16 protein-coding genes are annotated in these 21,376 nt (G+C 72.4%); 5 read left to right on the forward strand and 11 right to left on the reverse strand.

Annotated features, from left to right (window positions below):
* Positions 1-141 precede the first annotated feature (141 nt).
* The 3 genes from ACGFRB_RS15915 to ACGFRB_RS15925 form a co-directional block, all read right to left on the reverse strand.
* Positions 142-1,794, reverse strand: coding sequence for a phospho-sugar mutase (locus ACGFRB_RS15915; protein ID WP_363006915.1), 1,653 nt, complete (start codon positions 1,792-1,794; stop codon positions 142-144).
* A 436-nt stretch (positions 1,795-2,230) separates the two neighbouring features.
* Positions 2,231-3,034 (reverse strand): purine-nucleoside phosphorylase, encoded by an 804-nt coding sequence (locus ACGFRB_RS15920; RefSeq protein WP_363006917.1) that lies wholly within the window; start codon positions 3,032-3,034, stop codon positions 2,231-2,233.
* A gap of 233 nt (positions 3,035-3,267) precedes the next feature.
* Positions 3,268-3,705, reverse strand: a complete 438-nt coding sequence (locus ACGFRB_RS15925; protein ID WP_361226089.1) for a gamma-glutamylcyclotransferase — start codon at positions 3,703-3,705, stop codon at positions 3,268-3,270.
* Positions 3,706-4,046: 341 nt separating this feature from the next.
* Between ACGFRB_RS15925 and ACGFRB_RS15930 the strand changes: the two genes are divergently transcribed.
* Both ACGFRB_RS15930 and ACGFRB_RS15935 read left to right on the forward strand, forming a co-directional pair.
* Positions 4,047-5,486, forward strand: coding sequence for an NAD(P)H-quinone dehydrogenase (locus ACGFRB_RS15930; protein WP_363006919.1), 1,440 nt, complete (start codon positions 4,047-4,049; stop codon positions 5,484-5,486).
* 198 nt (positions 5,487-5,684) lie between these two features.
* A complete protein-coding gene (locus tag ACGFRB_RS15935; RefSeq protein ID WP_363006920.1) occupies positions 5,685-6,722 on the forward strand; it encodes a DeoR/GlpR family DNA-binding transcription regulator in 1,038 nt (345 codons plus the stop codon).
* A gap of 351 nt (positions 6,723-7,073) precedes the next feature.
* On the opposite strand, the gene ACGFRB_RS15940 is transcribed toward ACGFRB_RS15935, so the two are convergent.
* Both ACGFRB_RS15940 and ACGFRB_RS15945 read right to left on the reverse strand, forming a co-directional pair.
* The gene (locus tag ACGFRB_RS15940; protein ID WP_363006922.1) at positions 7,074-7,619 is read right to left on the reverse strand and encodes a helix-turn-helix domain-containing protein; all 546 of its coding nucleotides are present in this window, start codon (positions 7,617-7,619) and stop codon (positions 7,074-7,076) included.
* Positions 7,620-7,776: 157 nt separating this feature from the next.
* On the reverse strand, positions 7,777-9,531 hold the full coding sequence (locus tag ACGFRB_RS15945; protein WP_393243440.1) for an acetyl/propionyl/methylcrotonyl-CoA carboxylase subunit alpha: 1,755 nt from the start codon (positions 9,529-9,531) through the stop codon (positions 7,777-7,779).
* A 484-nt stretch (positions 9,532-10,015) separates the two neighbouring features.
* On the opposite strand from ACGFRB_RS15945, the gene ACGFRB_RS15950 reads away from it, so the two are divergent.
* Positions 10,016-10,483, forward strand: a complete 468-nt coding sequence (locus ACGFRB_RS15950; RefSeq protein ID WP_393243442.1) for a hypothetical protein — start codon at positions 10,016-10,018, stop codon at positions 10,481-10,483.
* 47 nt (positions 10,484-10,530) lie between these two features.
* Here the strand turns inward: ACGFRB_RS15950 and ACGFRB_RS15955 are convergent, their stop codons facing one another.
* From ACGFRB_RS15955 to ACGFRB_RS15980, 6 genes are all read right to left on the reverse strand, one after another.
* The gene (locus tag ACGFRB_RS15955) at positions 10,531-11,136 is read right to left on the reverse strand and encodes a nucleoside triphosphate pyrophosphatase (RefSeq protein WP_361226107.1); all 606 of its coding nucleotides are present in this window, start codon (positions 11,134-11,136) and stop codon (positions 10,531-10,533) included.
* Positions 11,137-11,211: 75 nt separating this feature from the next.
* Positions 11,212-11,340: a morphogenic membrane protein MmpB gene (gene mmpB, locus ACGFRB_RS15960; protein WP_361226110.1), complete on the reverse strand. Its 129-nt coding sequence runs from the start codon at positions 11,338-11,340 to the stop codon at positions 11,212-11,214.
* Positions 11,341-11,421: 81 nt separating this feature from the next.
* Complete coding sequence (locus ACGFRB_RS15965) at positions 11,422-16,074, reverse strand: caspase family protein (protein WP_393243445.1); 4,653 nt, start codon at positions 16,072-16,074, stop codon at positions 11,422-11,424.
* 3 nt (positions 16,075-16,077) lie between these two features.
* On the reverse strand, positions 16,078-16,560 hold the full coding sequence (locus ACGFRB_RS15970; RefSeq protein ID WP_393243447.1) for a hypothetical protein: 483 nt from the start codon (positions 16,558-16,560) through the stop codon (positions 16,078-16,080).
* A gap of 228 nt (positions 16,561-16,788) precedes the next feature.
* Positions 16,789-17,001, reverse strand: a complete 213-nt coding sequence (locus ACGFRB_RS15975; protein WP_393243449.1) for an acyl-CoA carboxylase epsilon subunit — start codon at positions 16,999-17,001, stop codon at positions 16,789-16,791.
* Between the two features lie 47 nt (positions 17,002-17,048).
* Positions 17,049-18,653 carry an acyl-CoA carboxylase subunit beta gene (locus ACGFRB_RS15980; protein ID WP_363006936.1) on the reverse strand — a complete coding sequence of 535 codons (1,605 nt, stop codon included), beginning with the start codon at positions 18,651-18,653 and terminating at the stop codon, positions 17,049-17,051.
* 202 nt (positions 18,654-18,855) lie between these two features.
* On the opposite strand from ACGFRB_RS15980, the gene ACGFRB_RS15985 reads away from it, so the two are divergent.
* A complete protein-coding gene (locus ACGFRB_RS15985) occupies positions 18,856-19,710 on the forward strand; it encodes a biotin--[acetyl-CoA-carboxylase] ligase (RefSeq protein ID WP_361226124.1) in 855 nt (284 codons plus the stop codon).
* A 461-nt stretch (positions 19,711-20,171) separates the two neighbouring features.
* Positions 20,172-21,329, forward strand: coding sequence for an adenylate/guanylate cyclase domain-containing protein (locus ACGFRB_RS15990; protein WP_363006940.1), 1,158 nt, complete (start codon positions 20,172-20,174; stop codon positions 21,327-21,329).
* Positions 21,330-21,376 lie beyond the last annotated feature (47 nt).

The following is a 21,376-nucleotide window of genomic DNA, read 5'->3' on the forward strand; positions in this document are numbered from 1 at the left end:
GGCCGATCGGCCGAGGCGGCGGGGCCGCTCGGTCCGGCGGGCCCGCCCGGTCCGATGCGAACAGGACGTGAAACGGCCACAGGGCCCCTACGGGACGAACCGTACGGGCCCTGTGGCCATTCACCGGGTTTTCCCCGGAAGTCAGAGCCCGGCGGCCTCGGCCAGGTCCCGCTTCAGCGCGGCCAGCAGCTCCGCCGCCGTCGCCCGTGCCGGGGCCAGCGCGGTCGCGTCCGCGACCGGCACCACGACCTCCAGGTAGCACTTGATCTTGGGCTCGGTGCCCGACGGACGCACGATCACCCGGGCCTTGTAGTCGCCCTCCAGGTGATAGCGCAGCCCGTCCGTCGGCGGCAGCGACTCCGTCCCCTTCGCCAGGTCCTCCGCCGTCGCCACCGTCAGACCCGCCAGCCGGACCGGCGGCTTCTCGCGCAGCGCCGCCATCGCGTTCGCGATGATCCCCAGGTCCCGCACCCGCACCGACAGCTGGTCCGTGGCGTGCAGCCCGTGCGCCACCGCCAGGTCGTCGAGCAGGTCCGTGAGCGTACGGCCCTGCTCCTTCAGCACCGACGCGAGCTCCGTGACCAGCAGCGCCGCCGTGATGCCGTCCTTGTCGCGGACGCCCTCCGGGTCGACGCAGTAGCCCAGCGCCTCCTCGTAGCCGTACCGCAAGCCCTCGACCCGCGCGATCCACTTGAAGCCGGTCAGCGTCTCCTCGTACCCGACCCCGGCCGCCTTGGCGATCCGCCCGAGCAGCGACGACGACACGATCGACTCCGCGAAGACACCCGACGCGCCCTTCGCCACCAGGTGCGCCGCGAGCAGCGCGCCCACCTCGTCGCCGCGCAGCATCCGCCAGCCGCCCTCGACACCCGCGTCCGGCACGGCCACCGCGCAGCGGTCCGCGTCCGGGTCGTTCGCGATCACCAGATCCGGGTCCACCGCCCGCGCCGCCTCGAACGCGAGGTCCATCGCGCCCGGCTCCTCCGGGTTCGGGAACGCCACCGTCGGGAACGCCGGATCCGGGTCCGCCTGCTCGGCCACCAGCGCCGGCGGCTCGAAGCCGTGCCGCGCGAACGCCGCTGTCAGGGTCTCCTTGCCGACGCCGTGCATCGCCGTGTACACGGTCCGCGCCGTGCGCGGCGAACCCGGCGTCAGCACCGCGTCCGTACGCTCCAGATACGCCGCCAGGACCTCGTCGCCCAGCGTCTCCCAGCCGCCGTCCGGCCGGGGCACGTCCGCCAGCGCCCGCACCGCGTCGATCTCCGCCGCGATCTCCGCGTCCGCCGGCGGCACGATCTGCGAACCGTCGCCCAGGTACACCTTGTAGCCGTTGTCGCGCGGCGGATTGTGGCTCGCGGTCACCTCGACACCCGCGACCGCGCCCAGATGCCTTATCGCGAACGCCAGCACCGGCGTCGGCAGCGGCCGCGGCAGCACCGCCGCGCGCAGACCGGCGCCGATCATCACCGCGGCGGTGTCCCGGGCGAAGTCCGCCGACTTGTACCGGGCGTCGTAGCCGACGACCACCAGGCCGTCGCTCTGCCCCTTCGCCTTCAGATACGCGGCGAGACCGGCGGCGGCGCGGATCACGACGGCGCGGTTCATCCGCATCGGGCCCGCGCCCAGCTCGCCGCGGAGACCGGCGGTGCCGAACTGGAGCGTGCCGGCGAAACGGTCCGCCAGCTCGGTGCGGTCCCCGCTGTCGAGGAGCGCGGCCAGCTCGTCACGGGTCTCCGGGTCGGGGTCCTCGGCGAGCCACGCCTGGGCCCGGGCGAGGAGGTCGTCCTGCGTCACGGTGGTGAGCCTTTCGGGAAATACGGGCGGGTGTCGGGTGGGGGCGGGGGTGTGGGGTCTCGTCCGGGGCGCGGGGCGGTGCGCTGGAGGTGCGTGGTGGCGGCGCGTGAGCTGGTCCGGGGGTCGCGTTCCGCACGGTGTGATGTACGGCGCGGTCGAACTTACTTCGTGCGTGAGGCGTTCTGGTTCCGCGCCACAAATCACGCTCCACGTTTCGCACGCGGTTCCCTGCCCGCCCCTGCCCCCGCTCGCGTCCGGCCCCGCCCCGCCTGGGGGTGGGGGAGGAGCGCGGGGGCTTCACTGACCGCGCCCCTGCTCCCTTACGGGATCAGGGGCGAGAGCCTTGCGGGAAAACCCGGGGCCGGATCCGGGACAGGACCCGGGTCGGATCCGGGTCGGATCCGGGTCGGAGCCGGGATCAGATCCGGGACAGGGATCAGATCCGGGACAGGACCTGGGTGAGGAGCTCGCCCATGCGGGTCGCCGAGTCGCGGCCCGCCTGGAGGACCTCCTCGTGGTTCAGCGGTTCGCCCGAGAGGCCCGCCGCCAGGTTGGTGACGAGGGAGATGCCGAGCACCTCGGCGCCCGCCTCGCGGGCCGCGATGGCCTCCAGGACGGTGGACATGCCGACCAGGTCGCCGCCCATGACGCGGACCATGTTGATCTCGGCCGGGGTCTCGTAGTGCGGCCCGGGGAACTGGACGTAGACGCCCTCTTCCAGGGTCGGGTCGATCTCCTTGCACAGCGCGCGCAGCGTCGGCGAGTACAGGTGGGTGAGGTCCACGAAGTTCGCGCCGACGATCGGGGAGGTGGCCGTCAGGTTGATGTGGTCGCTGATCAGGACCGGCTGGCCCGGGCGCATGCCCTCGCGCAGACCGCCGCAGCCGTTGGTGAGGACGACCGTCTCGCAGCCCGCGGCGACGGCGGTGCGCACGCCGTGCGCGACGGAGGCGACGCCCCGGCCCTCGTAGTAGTGGGTGCGGCCCAGGAAGACCAGGGCGCGCTTGTCGCCGATCTTGTAGGAGCGGACCTTGCCGCCGTGGCCCTCCACCGCAGGCGGCGGGAAGCCGGGCAGCTCGGTGACCGGGAACTCGGTCTCCGGCTCGCCGAGCACATCGGCGGCCGGCGCCCAGCCGGAGCCCATGACCAGGGCGACGTCGTGCTTCTCGACTCCGGTCAGCTCGCGAAGGCGCGCGGCCGCGGCGTCGGCGGCCTCGTACGGGGTGGCAGTTGCGTTCACTGGCTCTCTCGCCTCGGGGAGGGTGGTCCGAGGGGAGCCCCGGACGGATTCGATACGCGCAGCAGCCTAGCCCGAGAAACCCTACGCGCGTAGATGACCGTCCTGGGGAGCCTCGGTCCTTGTGTCGTTGTTTCCGTCAAGGTCCGGAAAAGTACCGTGATGCCGGGGTGTTCGGGGATGCCGGGGATCGTCCCCGTATGGGGAACATCCGCGCCCGGCCTGCCCCGCCGTCCTCAGCAGGGGCGCTTGCGCAGCTCCATCACATAGTCGTGCGGCGCGCCCGCCGACTCCGCCGCGTCCGCGACCTCGCCCAGATAGCGGGCCGAGGGCAGCCCGCCCTCGTACGCGTTCAGCACGTACACCCAGGCCGACTCGTCGCCGTCCAGCGTGTGGACGCGCACCCGCATCCGCCGGTAGATGTCGAGGCCGACACCCTCCCAGCGGTCCATCGACTCCTCGTCCATCGGAGCGATGTCGTACAGCGCGACGAAGACCTGGGAACGCGGCGCCTCCACGATCGTGGCGAGCGCCCCCTCCCAGCCCATCTGCTCCCCGCCGAAGGTCAGCCGCCAGCCGTTCAGCCAGCCGGTGCCGCGCAGCGGCGAGTGCGGTGCGCGGCGGCTCATCAGCCGCGCGTCGAGGTTGCCGGCGTAGGCGGCGTAGAGCGACATGGGATCGAGAGTACGGGAGGCCGCGCGGTCCGGGGCGAAGTCCGTGGTAGAGGAGGTACGGCAGGGGCGCGCGGGATGCCGGGGAGGGGCCCGCAAGGGGCCGGAGAAGGGCCGGGGGGTGGACGGGGGAGGGCCGGAGAAGCGCCGGGGAGGGGTGCGGAGGCGCCGTGGAACGGGCCCGGAGGAATCCCGATCGCCCCCGCCGAGTCGTTCGGCCGTGCGTACGGGACAATGGGCTACGCACTTGAAGCGTGCACTTGAAGCGTGCGGGACAATGGCGTACGCACTGCAGCCCAGCGGGGTGACCCCCGGCAGAACGAGAGCGCGAGGCGTAGATCCCAGTGACCCGGATCGTGATCATCGGCGGCGGACCCGGCGGATACGAGGCGGCCTTGGCGGGCGCCCAACTCGGCGCGGAGGTGACCGTCGTCGACTCCGATGGCCTCGGCGGCGCGTCCGTCCTGACCGACTGTGTCCCGTCCAAGACCCTCATCGCCACCGCCGAGGTGATGACCACCTTCGACTCCTCGTACGAGGAGCTGGGCATCATCGTCGCGGACGACACCCCGCCCCTGGAGCAGAGCGCCCGGGTCGTCGGCGTGGACCTCGGCAAGGTGAACCGGCGGGTGAAGCGCCTGGCGCTCGCCCAGTCGCACGACATCACCGCCTCCGTCACCCGCGCGGGTGCCCGGGTGCTGCGCGGTCGCGGCCGGCTGGCCGGACGGCAGGCGCTCGACGGCTCCCGTCAGGTGATCGTCACGGCCGCGGACGGCACGGAGGAGACCCTGACCGCCGACGCCGTGCTGATCGCGACGGGCGGCCACCCGCGCGAGCTGCCGGACGCCAAGCCCGACGGCGAGCGGATCTTGAACTGGACCCAGGTCTACGACCTCAAGGAGCTTCCCGAGGAGCTCATCGTGGTCGGCTCCGGTGTCACCGGTGCCGAGTTCGCCGGCGCCTACCAGGCGCTGGGCTCCCGGGTCACCCTCGTCTCCTCCCGTGACCGGGTGCTCCCGGGCGAGGACCCGGACGCGGCGGCCGTCCTGGAGGACGTGTTCCGGCGCCGCGGCATGAACGTCATGGCCCGCTCCCGCGCCGAGTCCGCCAAGCGGGTCGGCGACCGGGTCGAGGTCACCCTGTCGGACGGCCGGGTCATCTCCGGCACCCACTGCCTCATGGCGGTCGGCGCCATCCCGAACACCACCGGGATGGGCCTGGAGGAGGCCGGGGTCCGGCTGAAGGACTCCGGGCACATCTGGACCGACCGGGTCTCGCGTACCTCCGCCCCCGGCGTGTACGCGGCCGGCGACGTCACCGGCGTCTTCGCGCTCGCCTCGGTGGCGGCCATGCAGGGACGTATCGCCATGTACCACTTCCTCGGCGACGCGGTGACCCCGCTCAACCTCAAGACGGTCTCCTCCAACGTCTTCACCGACCCGGAGATCGCCACCGTCGGCTACACCCAGGCCGACGTGGACGCGGGCAAGATCGACGCCAAGGTCGTCAAGCTGCCGCTGCTGCGCAACCCCCGCGCGAAGATGCAGGGCATCCGGGACGGCTTCGTGAAGATCTTCTGCCGTCCGGGCACCGAGATCGTCGTCGGCGGTGTGGTCGTGGCCCCGCGCGCCAGTGAGCTGATCCACCCGATCTCGATCGCGGTCGACAACAATCTGACGGTCGAGCAGATCGCAAATGCTTTCACTGTGTACCCCTCCCTGTCGGGCTCGATCGCGGAAGTGGCACGGCAGTTGCAGACCCGAAAGGCGGCCGGCGAGGCGTAGCCCCGCCATCGGCCCGCCCCCGCCCGGCTCTTGCCTGCGGGAACGGTTCACCGACCCGGACAACCCCCGGCAAGCCGGGGCATAGGACGAAGCACGGCGGGGCTCCTCATAGCACAGAGGGGTCCCGCTTGTGCGTATCTTCCGCAATTCGGTGCATAGAGCTGAAAAAACGGTGACGCGCACGTTACTGTCAGTTTCGTGTTCGCTGCAGAACGTCGCCAATTGATCCTCGAAATGGTGCGCGCCAACGGAGCCGTGTCGCTCCGTGAGCTCGCCCGCGTCGTCCAGACCTCAGAAGTGACCGTACGGCGAGACGTGCGGGCCCTTGAGGCAGAAGGACTCCTCGACCGCCGACACGGTGGTGCGGTGCTCCCGGGTGGTTTCACGAGAGAATCGGGCTTCCCACAGAAGTCCCATCTCGCGACCGCCGAGAAGACCGCCATCGCCGATGTCGCCGCGACCCTCGTGGACGAGGGTGAGGCGATCGTCGTCGGCGCCGGTACCACCACCCAGGAGCTGGCCCGCCGGCTCGCCCGCGTGCCCGGTCTCACCGTCGTCACCAACTCGCTGCTCGTCGCCCAGGCCCTCGCCCACGCCAACCGGGTCGAGGTCGTCATGACCGGTGGCACCCTGCGCGGTTCCAACTACGCGCTGGTGGGCAGCGGGGCCGAGCAGTCCCTCCAGGGGCTGCGGGTCTCCCGGGCCTTCCTCTCCGGCAGTGGACTGACCGCCGAACGCGGCCTGTCCACCTCCAACATGCTCTCCGCGAGCGTGGACCGGGCCCTGGTGCAGGCCGCCGCCGAGGTGGTGGTCCTCGCCGACCACACCAAGCTCGGCGCCGACACCATGTTCCAGACCGTGCCGACGGACGTCATCACCCGGCTCGTCACCGACGAACCGCCCGCCCACGACGAACGGGCTGGCACCGAGCTCCAGGCCCTCGCCGACCAGGGCGTGCAGATCACCGTGGCCGGAGCCTCGGGGCACCCGGGCGAGTCGCACTCCCCGGCCGGCCGGCCGCGCCGGGACGTGCCGCTGCCCGGCCAGCGCGCCGCCCGGTTGCCGGGCGCGGGCGGGCCGTACCGCGGCGGGCCCGGCGGCCCGGGCGGTCACGGCGGTCTCGGTGGGCCGGGCGGCCCCGGGGGCCATGGGGGGCCCCTCGGCCCGCCGGGTCTCGGGGGCGACCTGCTCGGCGCGGAGCGGGCGATGCGGGTCGCGGACCTGCGCCGCCGGTGAACGCGGGGCCAAGTGGGTTGATTCGTAAGGTTGTTGTGTAGGGCACGGTGAGGGGATCGCGAACGGGGATCCCGATACGGAAGTGCGCGCGTACGGCCGCTTTCACGCGGCCGTTGCGTACGGCGGGCGTGTGCGTGCGTGCGCCTGTGCGGACGCGGGCGGTGCTTCCCGTGTGCGGTCCGGCGCGGGGGCCGGACGCGCCGTGCGGGGGCGTACATCGGAGGCCGCGTGTCCGTAGCCCGTATGCCCGGAGTGCGTACGCCTGAAGTGCGCGCGTCCGTACGTCCGTACGTCCGTACGTCCGTACGTCCGGACTCCGTACACCCGAAGCCCGTACACCCGCCCGTCCCGTCAGGCCCGCAGTCCCCGAACCGCCAGATCCAGCAGCCGGTCCGCCAACTCCGGGTCCTCCGGGGAGCGTTCGGCGGCCAGTGCGATCGCGTTGGTGAACTGCATCAGATCGTCGATCGCCACGTCCGCGCGCACCGCGCCCGCTGCGCGGGCCCGGGACAGCAGCACCGTGCCCGCCTCCCGCAGTGGCTCCCGGCACGAGGTCAGCGCCGAACTCCGGTCGCCTGCGGCCGACATGAGGGCGATCGACAGACCGCGGTACTCGCTCGAGTGCGCCACCAGGGCGCGCAGCCAGCGCATGAGTGCCGCGCACGGGTCGGGGTCCCCGGCCAGTTCGGCCGAGTGTCCGAGGAGCGCGTCGCGCGCGTCCTGGAAGACGGCGCCGAGCAGCGCCTCCCGGGTCGGGAAGTGCCGGTAGAGGGTGCCGATGCCGACCCCCGCACGGCGCGCGATGTCCTCCAGGGAGGCGTCGGTGCCCTGTTCGGTGAAGGCCGTCCTGGCCTGGGCGAGCAGCCGCTCGCGATTGCGGCGCGCGTCGGCACGCATCCGTGCTCCTTCCCCCGGCGGTGGGACCGGGTACCGCGAGAGGCCCGCGGCGTATGCCCGCGGGCCTCTCGTACGGTACCGGTGCGAAGGCCCGGGTCCGTTCCGGGAAGGAACGGACCCGGGCCCGTCGGCGCACGGTCTGGCCGGTGCCGGTGCGTCAGTCCTTGATCTCGCAGATCACGCCACCGGAGGTGACGGAGGCGCCGACCGCGGCGGACAGGCCCTTGACGGTGCCCGCCTTGTGCGCGTTCAGCGGCTGCTCCATCTTCATGGCCTCCAGGACGACGATCAGGTCGCCCTCCTTGACCTCGGCGCCCTCCTCGACGGCGACCTTGACGATGGTGCCCTGCATCGGGGAGGCGAGGGTGTCGCCGGACGCCGTCGGGCCCGACTTCTTCGCCGCGCGGCGCTTGGGCTTGGCGCCCGCCGCCAGGCCCGTACGCGCCAGGGACATGCCCAGCGACGACGGCAGGGAGACCTCCAGGCGCTTGCCGCCGACCTCGACGACGATGGTCTCGCGGTTGCCCTCGTCCTCCTCGGCCTCGGCGCCCGCCGGGGCGAACGGCTTGATCTCGTTGACGAACTCGGTCTCGATCCACCGGGTGTGGATGTGGAACGGCTCCGAGGTGAACGCCGGGTCGACCACGACGGCCCGGTGGAACGGGATGGCCGTGGCCATGCCCTCGACCTTGAACTCCGCGAGCGCGCGCGAGGCGCGCTGGAGCGCCTGCTCGCGGGTCGCGCCGGTGATGACGAGCTTCGCGAGCAGCGAGTCCCAGGCCGGGCCGATCACGCTGCCGGTCTCGACGCCCGCGTCCAGGCGGACACCGGGGCCGGTCGGCGGCTGGAAGAGGGAGACGGTGCCGGGCGCCGGGAGGAAGTTACGGCCCGGGTCCTCGCCGTTGATGCGGAACTCGAAGGAGTGACCGCGGATCTCCGGGTCCCCGTAACCGAGTTCCTCGCCGTCGGCGATCCGGAACATCTCGCGGACCAGGTCGATGCCGGTGACCTCCTCGGTCACCGGGTGCTCGACCTGAAGGCGGGTGTTGACCTCCAGGAAGGAGATCGTGCCGTCGAGGCCGACCAGGAACTCCACCGTGCCGGCGCCGACGTAGCCGGCCTCCTTCAGGATGGCCTTCGACGCCGCGTACAGCTGGGCGTTCTGCTCGTCCGACAGGAACGGCGCGGGCGCCTCCTCGACGAGCTTCTGGTGGCGGCGCTGGAGCGAGCAGTCACGGGTCGACACGACGACCACGTTGCCGTGGCTGTCGGCCAGGCACTGGGTCTCGACGTGTCGCGGCTTGTCCAGGTAACGCTCCACGAAGCACTCGCCGCGGCCGAACGCGGCCACCGCCTCGCGCACCGCGGAGTCGTACAGCTCCGGCACCTCGTCCAGGGTGCGGGCCACCTTCAGACCGCGGCCACCGCCACCGAAGGCGGCCTTGATCGCGATCGGCAGACCGTGCTCCTGGGCGAACGCGACGACCTCGTCGGCGCCCGAGACCGGGTCCGGCGTGCCGGCCACCAGCGGGGCGCCGGCGCGCTGCGCGATGTGCCGGGCGGCGACCTTGTCGCCCAGGTCGCGGATGGCGTGCGGCGGCGGGCCGATCCAGGTCAGTCCGGCGTCCAGCACGGCCTGCGCGAACTCGGCGTTCTCGGAAAGGAACCCGTATCCGGGGTGGATCGCGTCCGCGCCCGAGTCCTTGGCGGCCTGGAGCACCTTGGCCATGTCCAGGTAACTGGTGGCCGGGGTGTCACCGCCCAGGGCGAACGCCTCGTCAGCCGCGCGGACGTGCAACGCGTCCCGGTCCGGATCGGCGTACACGGCTACGCTCGCGATCCCGGCGTCCCGGCAAGCACGGGCGACACGGACAGCGATTTCGCCTCGGTTGGCGATGAGCACCTTGCGCACGATGGCTCCCTCCTTGAAACAAGCTGAGTTTAGGGACTGCCGACACGGCCTCTCGACCCATCCCCAGTGGTGAGCTTGCCCACACGGAGCGTGATGTGCGGCCTGCCCGAGTCGTGAATTCCCTTGTCGCACCACGGTACGCAGGGTTCCTTTACGGCACAGTAGCTCTGCGGTGTGGCGCAGGTCTCTGTTCGTGCGGCCAGTCGCGAAATGGGTTTCTTTGTGGAGTCCCTACGAATGGCTCAACCATTCTTTGCTCTCGCGCCGGAGTCCCGCTCGTGCGGGTGAACCCTTGTCCGGGGTTTTACCGGCCAGTAGCCTTCGCGATGTCGTCCGTACCGCAGGTAACGGGCCGGGGTGGGTCACGCGTCCGCCGTATGCCGTCCGTCATGTCCGTCATATGCCTGTGCGTGGGGGCGCGGGTGTGCACGGGAACGCGGCGATTCAGCGATCCAGAGATCCAGAGAACCAGGGGGTGGCCGAGGTGGCCCGCAGACCGATAGCCCTCGTCACGGCGGTGGTGCTCTTCCTCGAAGCTCCCGGCATCGTGACGATCAACGCCGTCATGGCCCGCGTCGTCAAGGGCCAGTCGATGTCCCTGGGCGGCCTCGATCCGGACCTCATGTACACCGGCACCTGGGCCCTCGGCCTCGGCTCCGGCGCGCTGCTGCTGCTCTGTGGACTCGTCCCCCTGATCGCCGCGATCCGCGACCGCCGCCCGGGCCGCGCCGGCCGCGCCCTGCTCATCGGCTGCGCCGTGGTGCACGGGCTGCTCGGCGCGGTCGCGGTCGGGCTGCTCGGCTGGCCGTCCTTCGCCTTCCTGATGCTGGTGGTCGGCCTGATCGTGCTCACGCTGGTGGCGTACGGGGAGACGGCGGCGGGGCCGGGGGCAGGGGCGCCCCAGGCACCGCCCGAGGCGCCTGAGGCGGCTGGGGCGCCGGCCGCTTTGTGAGGCGGGTGCCGCCCTTGTTGCGGGCGCCTCGGGCGGCGGCCGGGGCCTCAGGCCCAGAGGTCGGTGATCGACACGTCCAGCTTGCCGAGCAGCCTGCGCAGCAGCGGCAGGGACAGGCCGATGACATTGCCCGGATCGCCGTCGATGCCGTCGATGAACGGCGCCGAACGCCCGTCCAGCGTGAACGCGCCCGCCACGTGCAGCGGTTCGCCGCTCGCCACGTACGCGGCGATCTCAGCGTCGGTCGGCTCGCCGAAGCGGACGAGGGTGGAGGCGGTGGCCGACTCGTAACGCTTGGCCTCGGTGTCGTACACACAGTGGCCCGTCTGGAGGATGCCGACCCGGCCGCGCATCGCCGTCCAGCGGGCGGTGGCCTCGGCGGCGTCGGCCGGCTTGCCGAGCGCCTGCCCGTCCAGCTCCAGGACCGAGTCGCAGCCGATCACCAGCGCCCCGCTCGCCTCGGGCAGGGCGGCGACGTGGGCGGCCTTGGCCTCGGCGAGCGCGAGGGCCAGCTCGGCCGGGGTCGGCGCGTGCGTCTTGCTCTCGTCGACACCGCTGACGATCACCTCCGGCGCGAGCCCGGCCTGCCGGAGCAGTCCGAGCCGGGCGGGGGAGGCGGAGGCGAGCACGAGGCGGCGGCGATCAGCAGTCATGCCGAAAGCCTAGCGATCACCTCAGGGGTACGCGCCCCGCGGCGGCGCTCCGCCTGCGTGTGTGGTGCGGTGCGGCTAGCGCGCGGCGACCACGAACATGGCCACCACGATCGTGACCGCGATCAGCACACCGGCCCGCCGCAGGGCCGCGATCATGTCGCGGAGTTCCTTGGGCGGCTCGTTCTCGGGGTCGGACCAGAGCATGCCTTCGATCCTGGGGCCGAAGGGCCCGTGCGCGCCTGAGTACGGGTACTCAAGCGGACCCCATCCTTCGGGCCGTCACCCTTAGGGGTGCGCACCGCTATCCGGACAGGAGGGGTGGGGCTCCAGGTGCGGGAAGAGGGCCTTCCACTGTTCGGTGTCGACGCTCGACGGGTGGGTGGCGCACAGCCGGTCGTAGATCTTGGCGGGGTCGCGGTCGAGGAGGTAAGTGTCCTCCTCGTGGCGGGTGAAGAGACTCGTGTCCGGCGCCACGAGTAGATACGGGATCTTCCCGGGCAGCAGCCAAGCGTCGTCTGCGTCCAACTCGGCGACCGCGGGCGTCTTCCAGGTGCCGTCCTCGGCGACGTCCCAGACGCGGTACGGGGAAGAGGTCAGGACCCGCTTCGCGTCGGGATCCGGCACGACCGTGTCGATCGGACGGTCGAACCGCATCGTGTGGAGAGGTTCCCGGGGCTTTTGGATGTCCCAGAGCTGGACGGTGCCGTCCCGGAACATGGTGGCCATGAGTCGGTCACTGACCTGGGTATAGCCGCCCGGCGCCGAAGGGAGCTCCCGGAGGCCCCGCGGCCGGCGTATGTCTTTCATGTCCCACATCCTGACGTTCTGGCCGCCGAGATCCGTGAACAGCAGCCGCAGGGCGGGGATGTAGAGCAGCTGACCATCGGCCACGTTCCGCAGGGGTGTGGGCAGGCGGTTCGGCCGTGCCGGGTTCGTGAGGTCCCACAGCCGCAGATTGACGGGCAAGCCGAAGGCGTCGTCCTCCAGGGTCGCGAGCGTGGTCGGGCCCATGAAGAACAGGCTCTGGTAGTGGGAGGACGGCAGGGTCGCGATCGTCGCGCGCCGCTTCGGCCGCAGCGGGTCGCGCAGGTCCCAGACCCCGGTCTCCGGGGCCGTGGAGTTGCCGGTGACCAGCAGATTCCCGTCACGGGACACGGCGGTCCGGACATTCTCCGGGGCTTGGACCCGGATCTCGGCGCCGGGCACCGGTGGTCCGGTCCCGCCGAGATCCCACACCCGGAAGAAGTGATCCCCGCTGCCCTCGGTCCGGCGGTGCGCGAGCAGCATCGGCCGGTCCCGGCCGGGCAGGAAGTACTTCGCCTCCCAGGGGCGGGGCACGGTGAAACGCAGGGCCGGCCCTTTCCCGCGGGCGGTGTCCACCGCGCTGAGATCCCATATGCGGGCCACGGAGCCCGCTTGAGGGCTGCGGAGGGTCTCGTTGGTGAGGACGAAGCGGCCGTCGGGTGTGTACGGCTCGGCCCCTGGCTCACCGTCTGCCACGAGCCCTCTGAGGCCGAACGCGGGCGGCTGCTCGGGCCACAGCCGCACAGTGCCGGCGGTGTCGCCCACCGCGAGGCGGCTGCCGTCGGGGCTGTAGGCCACAGCCTGGGAGGGGTCCTGGCCCTGCACGGAGGGGCGCTCGGCGTTCTGGGACCACAGTTCCGGCCCGTCCCGTTCGTCGACCGCCCGGATCCATGCCTCCCTCCCGACGCCGCCCCGGGCCGCCGCGAGCAGCTTGCCGTCCGGGCGGAAGCTCAGGGAGGGCAGGGTGCCGCCGCTCCACCGCTTGTCGGCCGGGTCTCCCGGGACCGGGGCGAGCCGGCGGCCGTCGCGCTCGACCGTCCACCAGGCCATGGCGCCCGCGCCGCCGGTCGCGATCAGCAGGTCCCGCTTCGGGTGGAACGCCAGTGCGAGGACGGAGTGGGCGGGGGCGCGGGCCAACTCGACCGGACCGGTGGGTCCGGCCGGGTCGCGGACGTCCCACAGCCGGACCTCGGCGGTCGGGCCCGTTCCCTTGTCGTCCGGGTCGGTTCCACTGCCCGTGGCCAGGAACCGCCCGTCACGGTTGAACTCCACGGCCCAGAGCGTGGCGTTGCCGAGCCCACGGTCGAGCAGCGGGCGTGGCCGGGACGGTTCGGACACGTCCCACAGATGTAGCCGGCCGCTTTCGCCGCCCGCCGCGAGCGTCCGTCCGTCGGGGCTGAAGGCGAGGCTGAACGACTGGTTCTCCGGGAGCGGGACGGCGGCGGCCACGCTCGGGCGGGCGGGGTCGGAGACGTTCCACAACATCAGCTTGGCGGGGCTCAGCGCGGCGAGGAGCGGGAGGCGGGGATGGAAGGCGATCGGTGCCGAGCCTTGGAGGTCGAGCTTCGCGAAGCGCTTCGGCGCGTCCGGCCGCGAGGCGTCCCACAGCCGGATCGCGCCGCCCCTCTGGCTGGTCGCGAGGAGTGTGCCGGTTCTTCCGTACGCGACGTCGAGCACCGGCTTGTGCACGTCGCTGAGGAGGTTCGTCGGAGTGACGGTGGTGTACGCGCGGTAGAGGCTGGATCGGGTCCGGGTGGTGTCGGCGGTCCGGTACGCGGCCAGGCTCAGCCGCAGCGCGGTCTGTGGGTCACGCTCACGCATATTGTCGGCCTGCGTGGCGAGTTCGCCCGCGACGGCGATGGCCTCACGGGACTGGGCCTCCTGCCGGGCGCTGTTCGCGCGGAAGCCGAGGAGGGTGGCGGTGACGGCCAGTGCGGTGACGAGGGCGAAGGCGCCGAGGAAGACGGACCGCTTGCGGCGCTCGACGCGGCGGCTCACCTGGAGGAACTCCCGTTCCACCGGCCGGAGTCGGGTGACCGGTGCCTCGGGGCCCGACAAGAGGGTGCGTGCCGTGGCGAGTTGCTCGCCGCCGTACAGGCCGCTGCTCTGCCGGCCCGCCTCGGCCCAGGAGTCGGCCGCGTCGCCCAGGCGGCGCAGGACATGGAGCCGGACCCGGTCGTCGCGGATCCACTCGCGCAGCCGGGGCCATCCGTAGAGCAGCGAGTCGTGGCACAGCTGGGCCTCGCCCCGGTCGAGGACGACCAGCCGGGCGTCGGCGAGCCGGTCGAGGAGCGCGCGGTCGGTGAGGGAGTGGTCGGGGAGGGGTGGGGTGGGCTCCGGAGGCGCCTGCGGATCTTCGGTCCGCTCGGGTTCCGGCTCGGGTTCCGGCTCGGGCTCCGGGATCGGGAGGCGGCGGCGGGCCGCGCGGCCTTCCGTGTCCACCAACGTCACCATGCGCAGGACGAGTTCACGCAGGCGCGCCCGCCCCGGCTCGTCGAGGGCGTCGTACAGCTCGTCCGCGACCCGGGCCACCGAACCCCGGATGCCGCCGGACGCCTCGTATCCGGCAAAGGTCAGCAGGGTGCCGCGCCGCCGTGCCCAGGTCTGCTGGAGGGCGTGCGCGAGGAACGGCAGGGCCACCGTGCCCCGTTCGGCCACCGACTCCCGGCTCAGCTCGTGCAGCAGATGGTCCGCGAGGCCGGTCTCCAGGCGCAGGCCCGCGTGGGCGGCGGGCCGTTCGATGACGGCGCGTAACTCCTCGTCGGACATCGCTGGGACGGTGAACTGCCCCTCCCGTACGATCCGGGCGAGCCGGGGATCGCGCAGGCACGGACCGTAGAAGTCGGCCCGCAGACCCAGCACCAGACGCGGCGCGCCGTCCGGGCGGGCGCCGGAGACGGCCCGGATGAAGAGTTCGCGCTCCTCGGGGTCGTCGCAGTCCGTGAAGATCTCCTCCAGCTGGTCCACGACCAGGACATCGGGTCCCGAGCCCGTGAACCGGCCGGCACCCAGCTCCTGTTCGACCTCGGCGAACGGCCGCTCCACCGCCCGCGACCACAGATCGGCCAGGGCGTGGAACGGCCGCGCACCAGGCCCAGGCAGCAGTAAGACCCGGCCCGTGCCGCGTTCTTGGAGGCCCGCCACGAGCCCGGCCCGCAGCAGCGACGACTTGCCCGCGCCGGAGGCGCCGACCAGGACGACGGGCCCGTCTCCGCTCTCCACCTGGTCGAGGAGCCGGGCGGTCAGCTCTTCCCGGCCGAAGAAGAGCGGGCGCTGCTCCGGCAGGAACGGCCGCATGCCGGGGTACGGGCACGGGCCCCCGGCCGCTTCCTCGGCCACCCCCGCCGCCTCCGCGCCCTCCGTCCCCGAGTCGGCGGTGGTGGCGAGGTATCCGGCGTTGCGGGTGAGCACCAGATCGGCCGCCAGGCCCACCCCGTCGGCGTACGGGCGCGCCGGACCGCCCTGGAAGCGCCGGTCGAGCAGCCGGTAGACGTCGAGCAGGGTGAGCCACCGCGGCCCGCTCGGATCGCCCTTCTCCAGGATCCCGATCAACTCGCCGCCGAACAGCGTGTACGGCTCGCCGGCGGGTGCGAAGGAGGCGGAGTAGCCCGTCGAGGAGGCGAGCAGGAAGCTGCCGGGAGGGCGGGCCGTGGGGTACGGGTCGCGGTGGGCGTCGCTCGGTACGGTGGCGGCACGGCCCGAAAAGCAGCAGTCGAGGACCACGACGGCGCTCGCCGCCGCGTCGCCCAGGAGATCGCGGACCTCGGTGTACGGGACGGCGGAGATCGTGTCGTCCGCGCGGGCGGTGCCCGCCGTGGCCAGATACAGCCGTCCGCGCGGGCCGAGCAGTCCGTGGCCGCTGAAGAAGAACAGCACCGTGCCGCCTCCGGCCCGCTCGACCGCCGCCCGGACGGCGGTCAGCACCTCCGCCGGGCCCTCGGGGTCGACGACCTCGGTCACCCGGTCCGCCATGCCGCACCGTTCGCGCAGCACCCGGGCGAGGGCGCGGGCGGTGGACGCGGCGCTGGGCAGGTCCGCGAGGCGGGAGGCCGCCTCGCCCGCGCCCTGCCGCCCCGTGCCGACCACGACGGCGTGACAGTCCGCTCCGGCGAGATCCCCCCACGGCTCGGGCACGGGTCAGCCTCTTTCCGATCCGGCTGCCGGATGCCCGCCGGCGTTCCCGTCGTTGGGTTCCTGAGATCCCCGCGACTCCGGGGGCCCCTGCGACTCCCGCGTCTCCTGAGGCGGTGCCTCCAAGGCCCGCGCCAGCCGCTGCGCCAGTTCCCCGCCGGCCTCGTAGGTCAGCCCGCGCACCCCTTCCGAGGCGACGGTGATCTGTGTCCCGTCCGGCCGGGTGATCGTCACGGTCTGGGTGCCCCGCCGGGTCCGCAGCCAGGCCACCACCCCGGCGGCCAGCGTCACCGTGAGCCCGCCGGGCTGGAGCAGCAGCGCCACCAGCTCACCGAGCGCGCCCATCGCGCCCGGCTCCGGCTCGGCGGCCCGCACGGGCTCGATCCGGGGCCGCAGTTCGGGGTCGCCGCGCAGCCACTCCCGCAGATCGAGCGCGGCGCCGTCGGCCGCCGCTCCCTCGGGCCCGGTGACCTCCAGGGTGACCCTCACACGCCCTCCGCGACTCGTCGGCTCGTCCGCCTTGACACGGTGCACCGGTACTCCGGGGCGTGGCGGCTGCCCCCGGATCCGCGAGAGTACGCCCGTAACTCCCGTGATTCCATGCAGATTTCAGGTCTCTTGGAGGGCGGGCGGACAGGCCGGCGGGCAGGCTGGGAACGCCGTCAGGGCCGGACCCCGGGCGGGGTCCGGCCCTGACGTCTCACGGATGCGGCTTCGTCAGGCGGGCCAGTAGGACCGCGCCCAGGTGCGAGGGCCCGGCCGGTGCCGTACGCCCGCGGCGACGCGTGCCGGGTCCGACCAGCCCTCGGGTCCCTTCGGGCCGCCGTCCGCGGCGGCTGCCGCCGCCGTGGCCGCGGCCCGGGCCTGGACCACCGCCAGTGCGGCGGCCAGCTCCTCCGGCGTCGGGTTGCCTCGTACCACCTTGATCATCGTGCTGTCCCTCCCGGAGGTCAGGCTTGAGCGGGATTGGAGCGGAATTACAGCGGGATGTTGCCGTGCTTCTTCGGGGGAAGGGATTCCCGCTTCGTGCGCAGCTGACGCAGCCCCTTGACGATCTGGACACGGGTGTCGGACGGCAGGATCACCCCGTCGATGTAGCCGCGCTCGGCCGCGATGTACGGGTTGAGCAGGGCGTCCTCGTACTCCTGGATGAGCCGGGTGCGCACCGCCTCGACGTCCTCGCCGTTCGTCTCCGCCTCGGCGAGCGTGCGCCGGTGCAGGATGTTGACCGCGCCCTGCGCGCCCATGACGGCGATCTGCGCGGTGGGCCAGGCCAGGTTGAGGTCGGCGCCCAGGTGCTTGGAGCCCATGACGTCGTACGCGCCGCCGAATGCCTTGCGGGTGATGACGGTGATCAGCGGGACCGTCGCCTCGGCGTACGCGTAGATCAGCTTCGCGCCGCGCCGGATGATGCCGCCGTACTCCTGGTCCACGCCCGGCAGGAAGCCGGGGACGTCGACGAAGGTGAGCACCGGGATGTTGAACGCGTCGCAGGTGCGCACGAACCGCGCGGCCTTCTCGCTCGCGTCGATGTCGAGGCAACCGGCGAACTGCATCGGCTGGTTGGCGACCACGCCCACCGGGAAGCCCTCGACCCGGCCGAAGCCGGTGAGGATGTTCGGCGCGAACAGGGCCTGGGTCTCCAGGAATTCGCCGTCGTCGAGCACGTGCTCGATGACGGTGTGCATGTCGTACGGCTGGTTCGCGGAGTCCGGGATCAGCGTGTCCAGCTCGCGGTCCTCGTCCGTCGCCTCGGTCTCGGCGGTCTCGGGGAAGGCGGGCGGCTCGGAAAGGTTGTTCGAAGGAAGGTACGAGAGAAGGGATTTGACGTACTCGATCGCGTCCTTCTCGTCGCCCGCCATGTGGTGCGCCACACCGGAGGTGGTGTTGTGCGTACGGGCGCCGCCCAGCTCCTCGAAGCCGACGTCCTCGCCGGTCACCGTCTTGATGACGTCGGGACCGGTGATGAACATGTGCGAGGTCTGGTCGACCATCACCGTGAAGTCGGTGATCGCGGGCGAGTAGACCGCGCCGCCCGCGCAGGGGCCGACGACCAGCGAGATCTGCGGGATGACCCCGGAGGCATGGGTGTTGCGGCGGAAGATCTCGCCGTACATGCCGAGGGCGCTGACGCCCTCCTGGATCCGCGCGCCGCCGGAGTCGTTGATGCCGATGACCGGGCAGCCGGTCTTCAGCGCGAAGTCCATCACCTTGATGATCTTCTGGCCGAAGACCTCGCCGAGGGCGCCGCCGAAGACCGTGAAGTCCTGGGAGAAGACGGCGACGGGACGGCCGTCGACGGTGCCGTAGCCGGTGACGACACCGTCGCCGTACGGCTGGTTCTTCTCCAGGCCGAAGTTGGTCGAACGGTGCCGGGCCAGCTCGTCCAGTTCGACGAAGGAACCCTCGTCGAGAAGCAGCGCGACACGCTCGCGCGCCGTCAGCTTCCCTTTCGCGTGCTGCTTTTCCACGGCGCGCGCGGAACCCGCGTGCGTGGCCTCGCCGGTCCGGCGCTGCAAGTCCGCGATCTTGCCCGCGGTCGTGTGAATGTCGATCTCGTGCTGCTCTGCCGGCTCGGACATCGGGATGCGGCTCCCTGCCTGGTCACGGGGGTACGTGGACTGCTGGTGGAACGGAGGGGAAAAACGTCCATAAACCAACGAAGAAACCCCCGGAAAACGGTGAAGTGACTTCGAATGGGCTACTGCTGGGCTACTGCCCCGTAGCGTATCGGCGCCTTTACGGTTCGGCAGTGCGGCGTTTGCCACACCTACGCTGACTTGCATGACGACCTCCCATGACTCCGCCGGACGCTGGTCCGACCTCGAACGCCCCCCGCTCAATCCCACCGCCCTGCGCCGCGGCCTCGTCCTGCCCGGCGGCGGTCTGTGGACCTCGCTCGACGTGGTCGAGTCCACCGGCTCCACCAACAGCGACCTGGTCGCCCGCGCCGGCGAACTCCCCGAGGGAGCGGTGCTCGTCGCCGAGGCGCAGACCGCCGCGCGCGGCCGGCTCGACCGGGGCTGGACCGCCCCGCCCCGCTCCGGGCTCTTCGTCTCCGTCCTGCTCAAGCCCGAGGTGCCGATGCCCCGCTGGGGCTGGCTGCCGCTGCTCACCGGCGTGGCCGTCGCCACCGGTCTCGGCCGCGCCGCCGGCGTCGACCTGTCCCTCAAGTGGCCCAACGACGTGCTCGTGCGCGTCGACGGCGAGGAACGCAAGACGGGCGGCATCCTCGCCGAGGGCGCCGGCGGCCACGGTGTGGTGGTCGGTTTCGGCCTCAATGTGAGCCTGCGCGCCGACGAGCTGCCCGTCCCCACCGCCGGATCCCTGCTCCTCGGCAACGCCGTCTCCACCGACCGCGACACCCTGCTGCGGTCCGTCCTGCGCTCGCTGGAGACCTGGTACGACGCGTGGCAGCGGTCCGGCGGCGACCCCGTCGCGTCCGGGCTCCAGGCGGCGTACACGGAGAAGTGCGCGACCCTCGGCCGCCGGGTGCGGGTGCAGCTGCCCGGCGAGCGGATGCTGGAGGGCGACGCGGTGGCGGTCGACGCGGACGGGCGGATCGTCGTGGAGACGGAGGGCGGCGGCACGGAGGCCGTCGCGGCGGGCGACATCGTGCACCTGCGGGCGGTGGGCTGACACCTGTGGGTGGTGGGTCGGTACCTGCGGGCGGTGGGCTGAGCGGGACCCGTGAGGGGCTGAGCGGGACTGGTGAAGCGGGACCCGTAAGGGGTGGGGGAGGCGGGGCCCGAGGCCGGAGCGGGCCGGGCCCCGGGCCTGGCGCGGCCGCCCCGCGGACCGGGTCCGGGGAGGGCCGTGGCCAAAGCTTTCCCAGCTCCACGCGTGCGTACGGCGTGCGACGGCCTGAGCGGTGGCGCACTGCGGCATATGCCAGGTTCACGTGCATGGACGGCGTCCCCGGCGCCCACGCGCGCGTGGAGCCATACCTGCCTCTTCCGTGCGGTGCGCGACCGGTTCCCGCGTGAGCCAGCCCACACCTGTCGTATCGTGGGGGCGATTCGCGGCAGCGTGCTGCACGCGGCGCGACGCACGCGACAGAACGGCAGGACAGTGGGCAGGGAACGGGCAGGAGGCGGCCGGTGACCGTCGACGACGCGAACAACGGCGGCGGGACGGAACCAGCCGGTCCACCGGGCCCACCGGCCTACCCCACGCCGCACCATGTCGTCGACCACACGGTGGAGCCGACCGACGACCCCCTCGCCATCCGCCTCGAACAGCTCATCCTCGGCGCCGACCGCCGCTACACGCCCTTCCAGGCCGCCCGTACCGCCGGTGTCTCCATGGAGCTGGCCTCCCGTTTCTGGCGCGCCATGGGCTTCGCCGACATCGGCCAGGCCAAGGCGCTCACCGAGGCCGACGTCCTCGCGCTGCGCCGCCTCGCCGGTCTGGTCGAGGCCGGGCTGCTCAGCGAGCCGATGGCCATCCAGGTCGCCCGCTCCACCGGCCAGACCACCGCCCGGCTGGCCGAATGGCAGATCGATTCCTTCCTGGAGGGGCTGACCGAGCCGCCCGAGCCCGGGATGACCCGCACCGAGGTCACGTATCCCCTGGTCGAACTACTCCTGCCCGAGCTGGAGGAGTTCCTGATCTACGTATGGCGGCGCCAGCTCGCCGCCGCCACCGGCCGGGTCGTGCAGGCCGCCGACGACGAGGAGATGGTCGACCGCCGGCTCGCGGTCGGCTTCGCGGACCTCGTCGGCTTCACCCGGCTCACCCGCCGCCTGGAGGAGGAGGAGCTCGGCGAGCTGGTCGAGGCCTTCGAGACCACCTGCGCCGACCTGGTCGCCGCGCACGGCGGCCGGCTCATCAAGACCCTCGGCGACGAGGTCCTCTACTGCGCCGACGACGCGGGCACCGCCGCCGAGATCGGGCTGCGGCTCATCGAGACCCTCGGCCACGACGAGACGATGCCCGCGCTGCGAGTCGGCATCGCGTTCGGCACGGTCACGACCCGGATGGGCGATGTCTTCGGTACGACGGTGAACCTGGCCAGCCGGCTCACCTCGATAGCCCCGAAGGACGCCGTGCTCGTCGACAGCGCCCTCGCCGAGGAGCTGACCCGCACCGGCGACGCTCCCGTCTCGGAGACGCGGGCGGCGGAGGAGGCCGCGCGCGCCGAGAAGGAGGGCGGACCCGTTCCCTCGTACCGCTTCGCGCTCCGGCCGATGTGGCAGCGCCCCGTGCGCGGACTCGGGGTCGTGGAACCCTGGCTGCTGAGCCGCCGCCCGACCTAAGATCTCCGGTGAAGATCCGTTAACAACCGTTAACAGGGCTGAGCTGG

The organism is Streptomyces sp. NPDC048718, from assembly GCF_043198875.1.
GTDB lineage: Bacteria > Actinomycetota > Actinomycetes > Streptomycetales > Streptomycetaceae > Streptomyces.

Excerpts from the sequence above, each read along its gene's own strand:
- ACGFRB_RS15925 (WP_361226089.1), bottom strand. The coding sequence starts at position 3,705 with ATGTCGCTCTACGCCGCCTACGCCGGCAACCTCGACGCGCGGCTGATG.
- ACGFRB_RS15940 (WP_363006922.1), bottom strand. The coding sequence starts at position 7,619 with ATGCGTGCCGACGCGCGCCGCAATCGCGAGCGGCTGCTCGCCCAGGCC.
- ACGFRB_RS15955 (WP_361226107.1), bottom strand. The coding sequence starts at position 11,136 with ATGACTGCTGATCGCCGCCGCCTCGTGCTCGCCTCCGCCTCCCCCGCC.
- mmpB (WP_361226110.1), bottom strand. The coding sequence starts at position 11,340 with ATGCTCTGGTCCGACCCCGAGAACGAGCCGCCCAAGGAACTCCGCGAC.
- ACGFRB_RS15975 (WP_393243449.1), bottom strand. The coding sequence starts at position 17,001 with ATGATCAAGGTGGTACGAGGCAACCCGACGCCGGAGGAGCTGGCCGCC.
- ACGFRB_RS15980 (WP_363006936.1), bottom strand. The coding sequence starts at position 18,653 with ATGTCCGAGCCGGCAGAGCAGCACGAGATCGACATTCACACGACCGCG.
- ACGFRB_RS15985 (WP_361226124.1), top strand. The coding sequence starts at position 18,856 with ATGACGACCTCCCATGACTCCGCCGGACGCTGGTCCGACCTCGAACGC.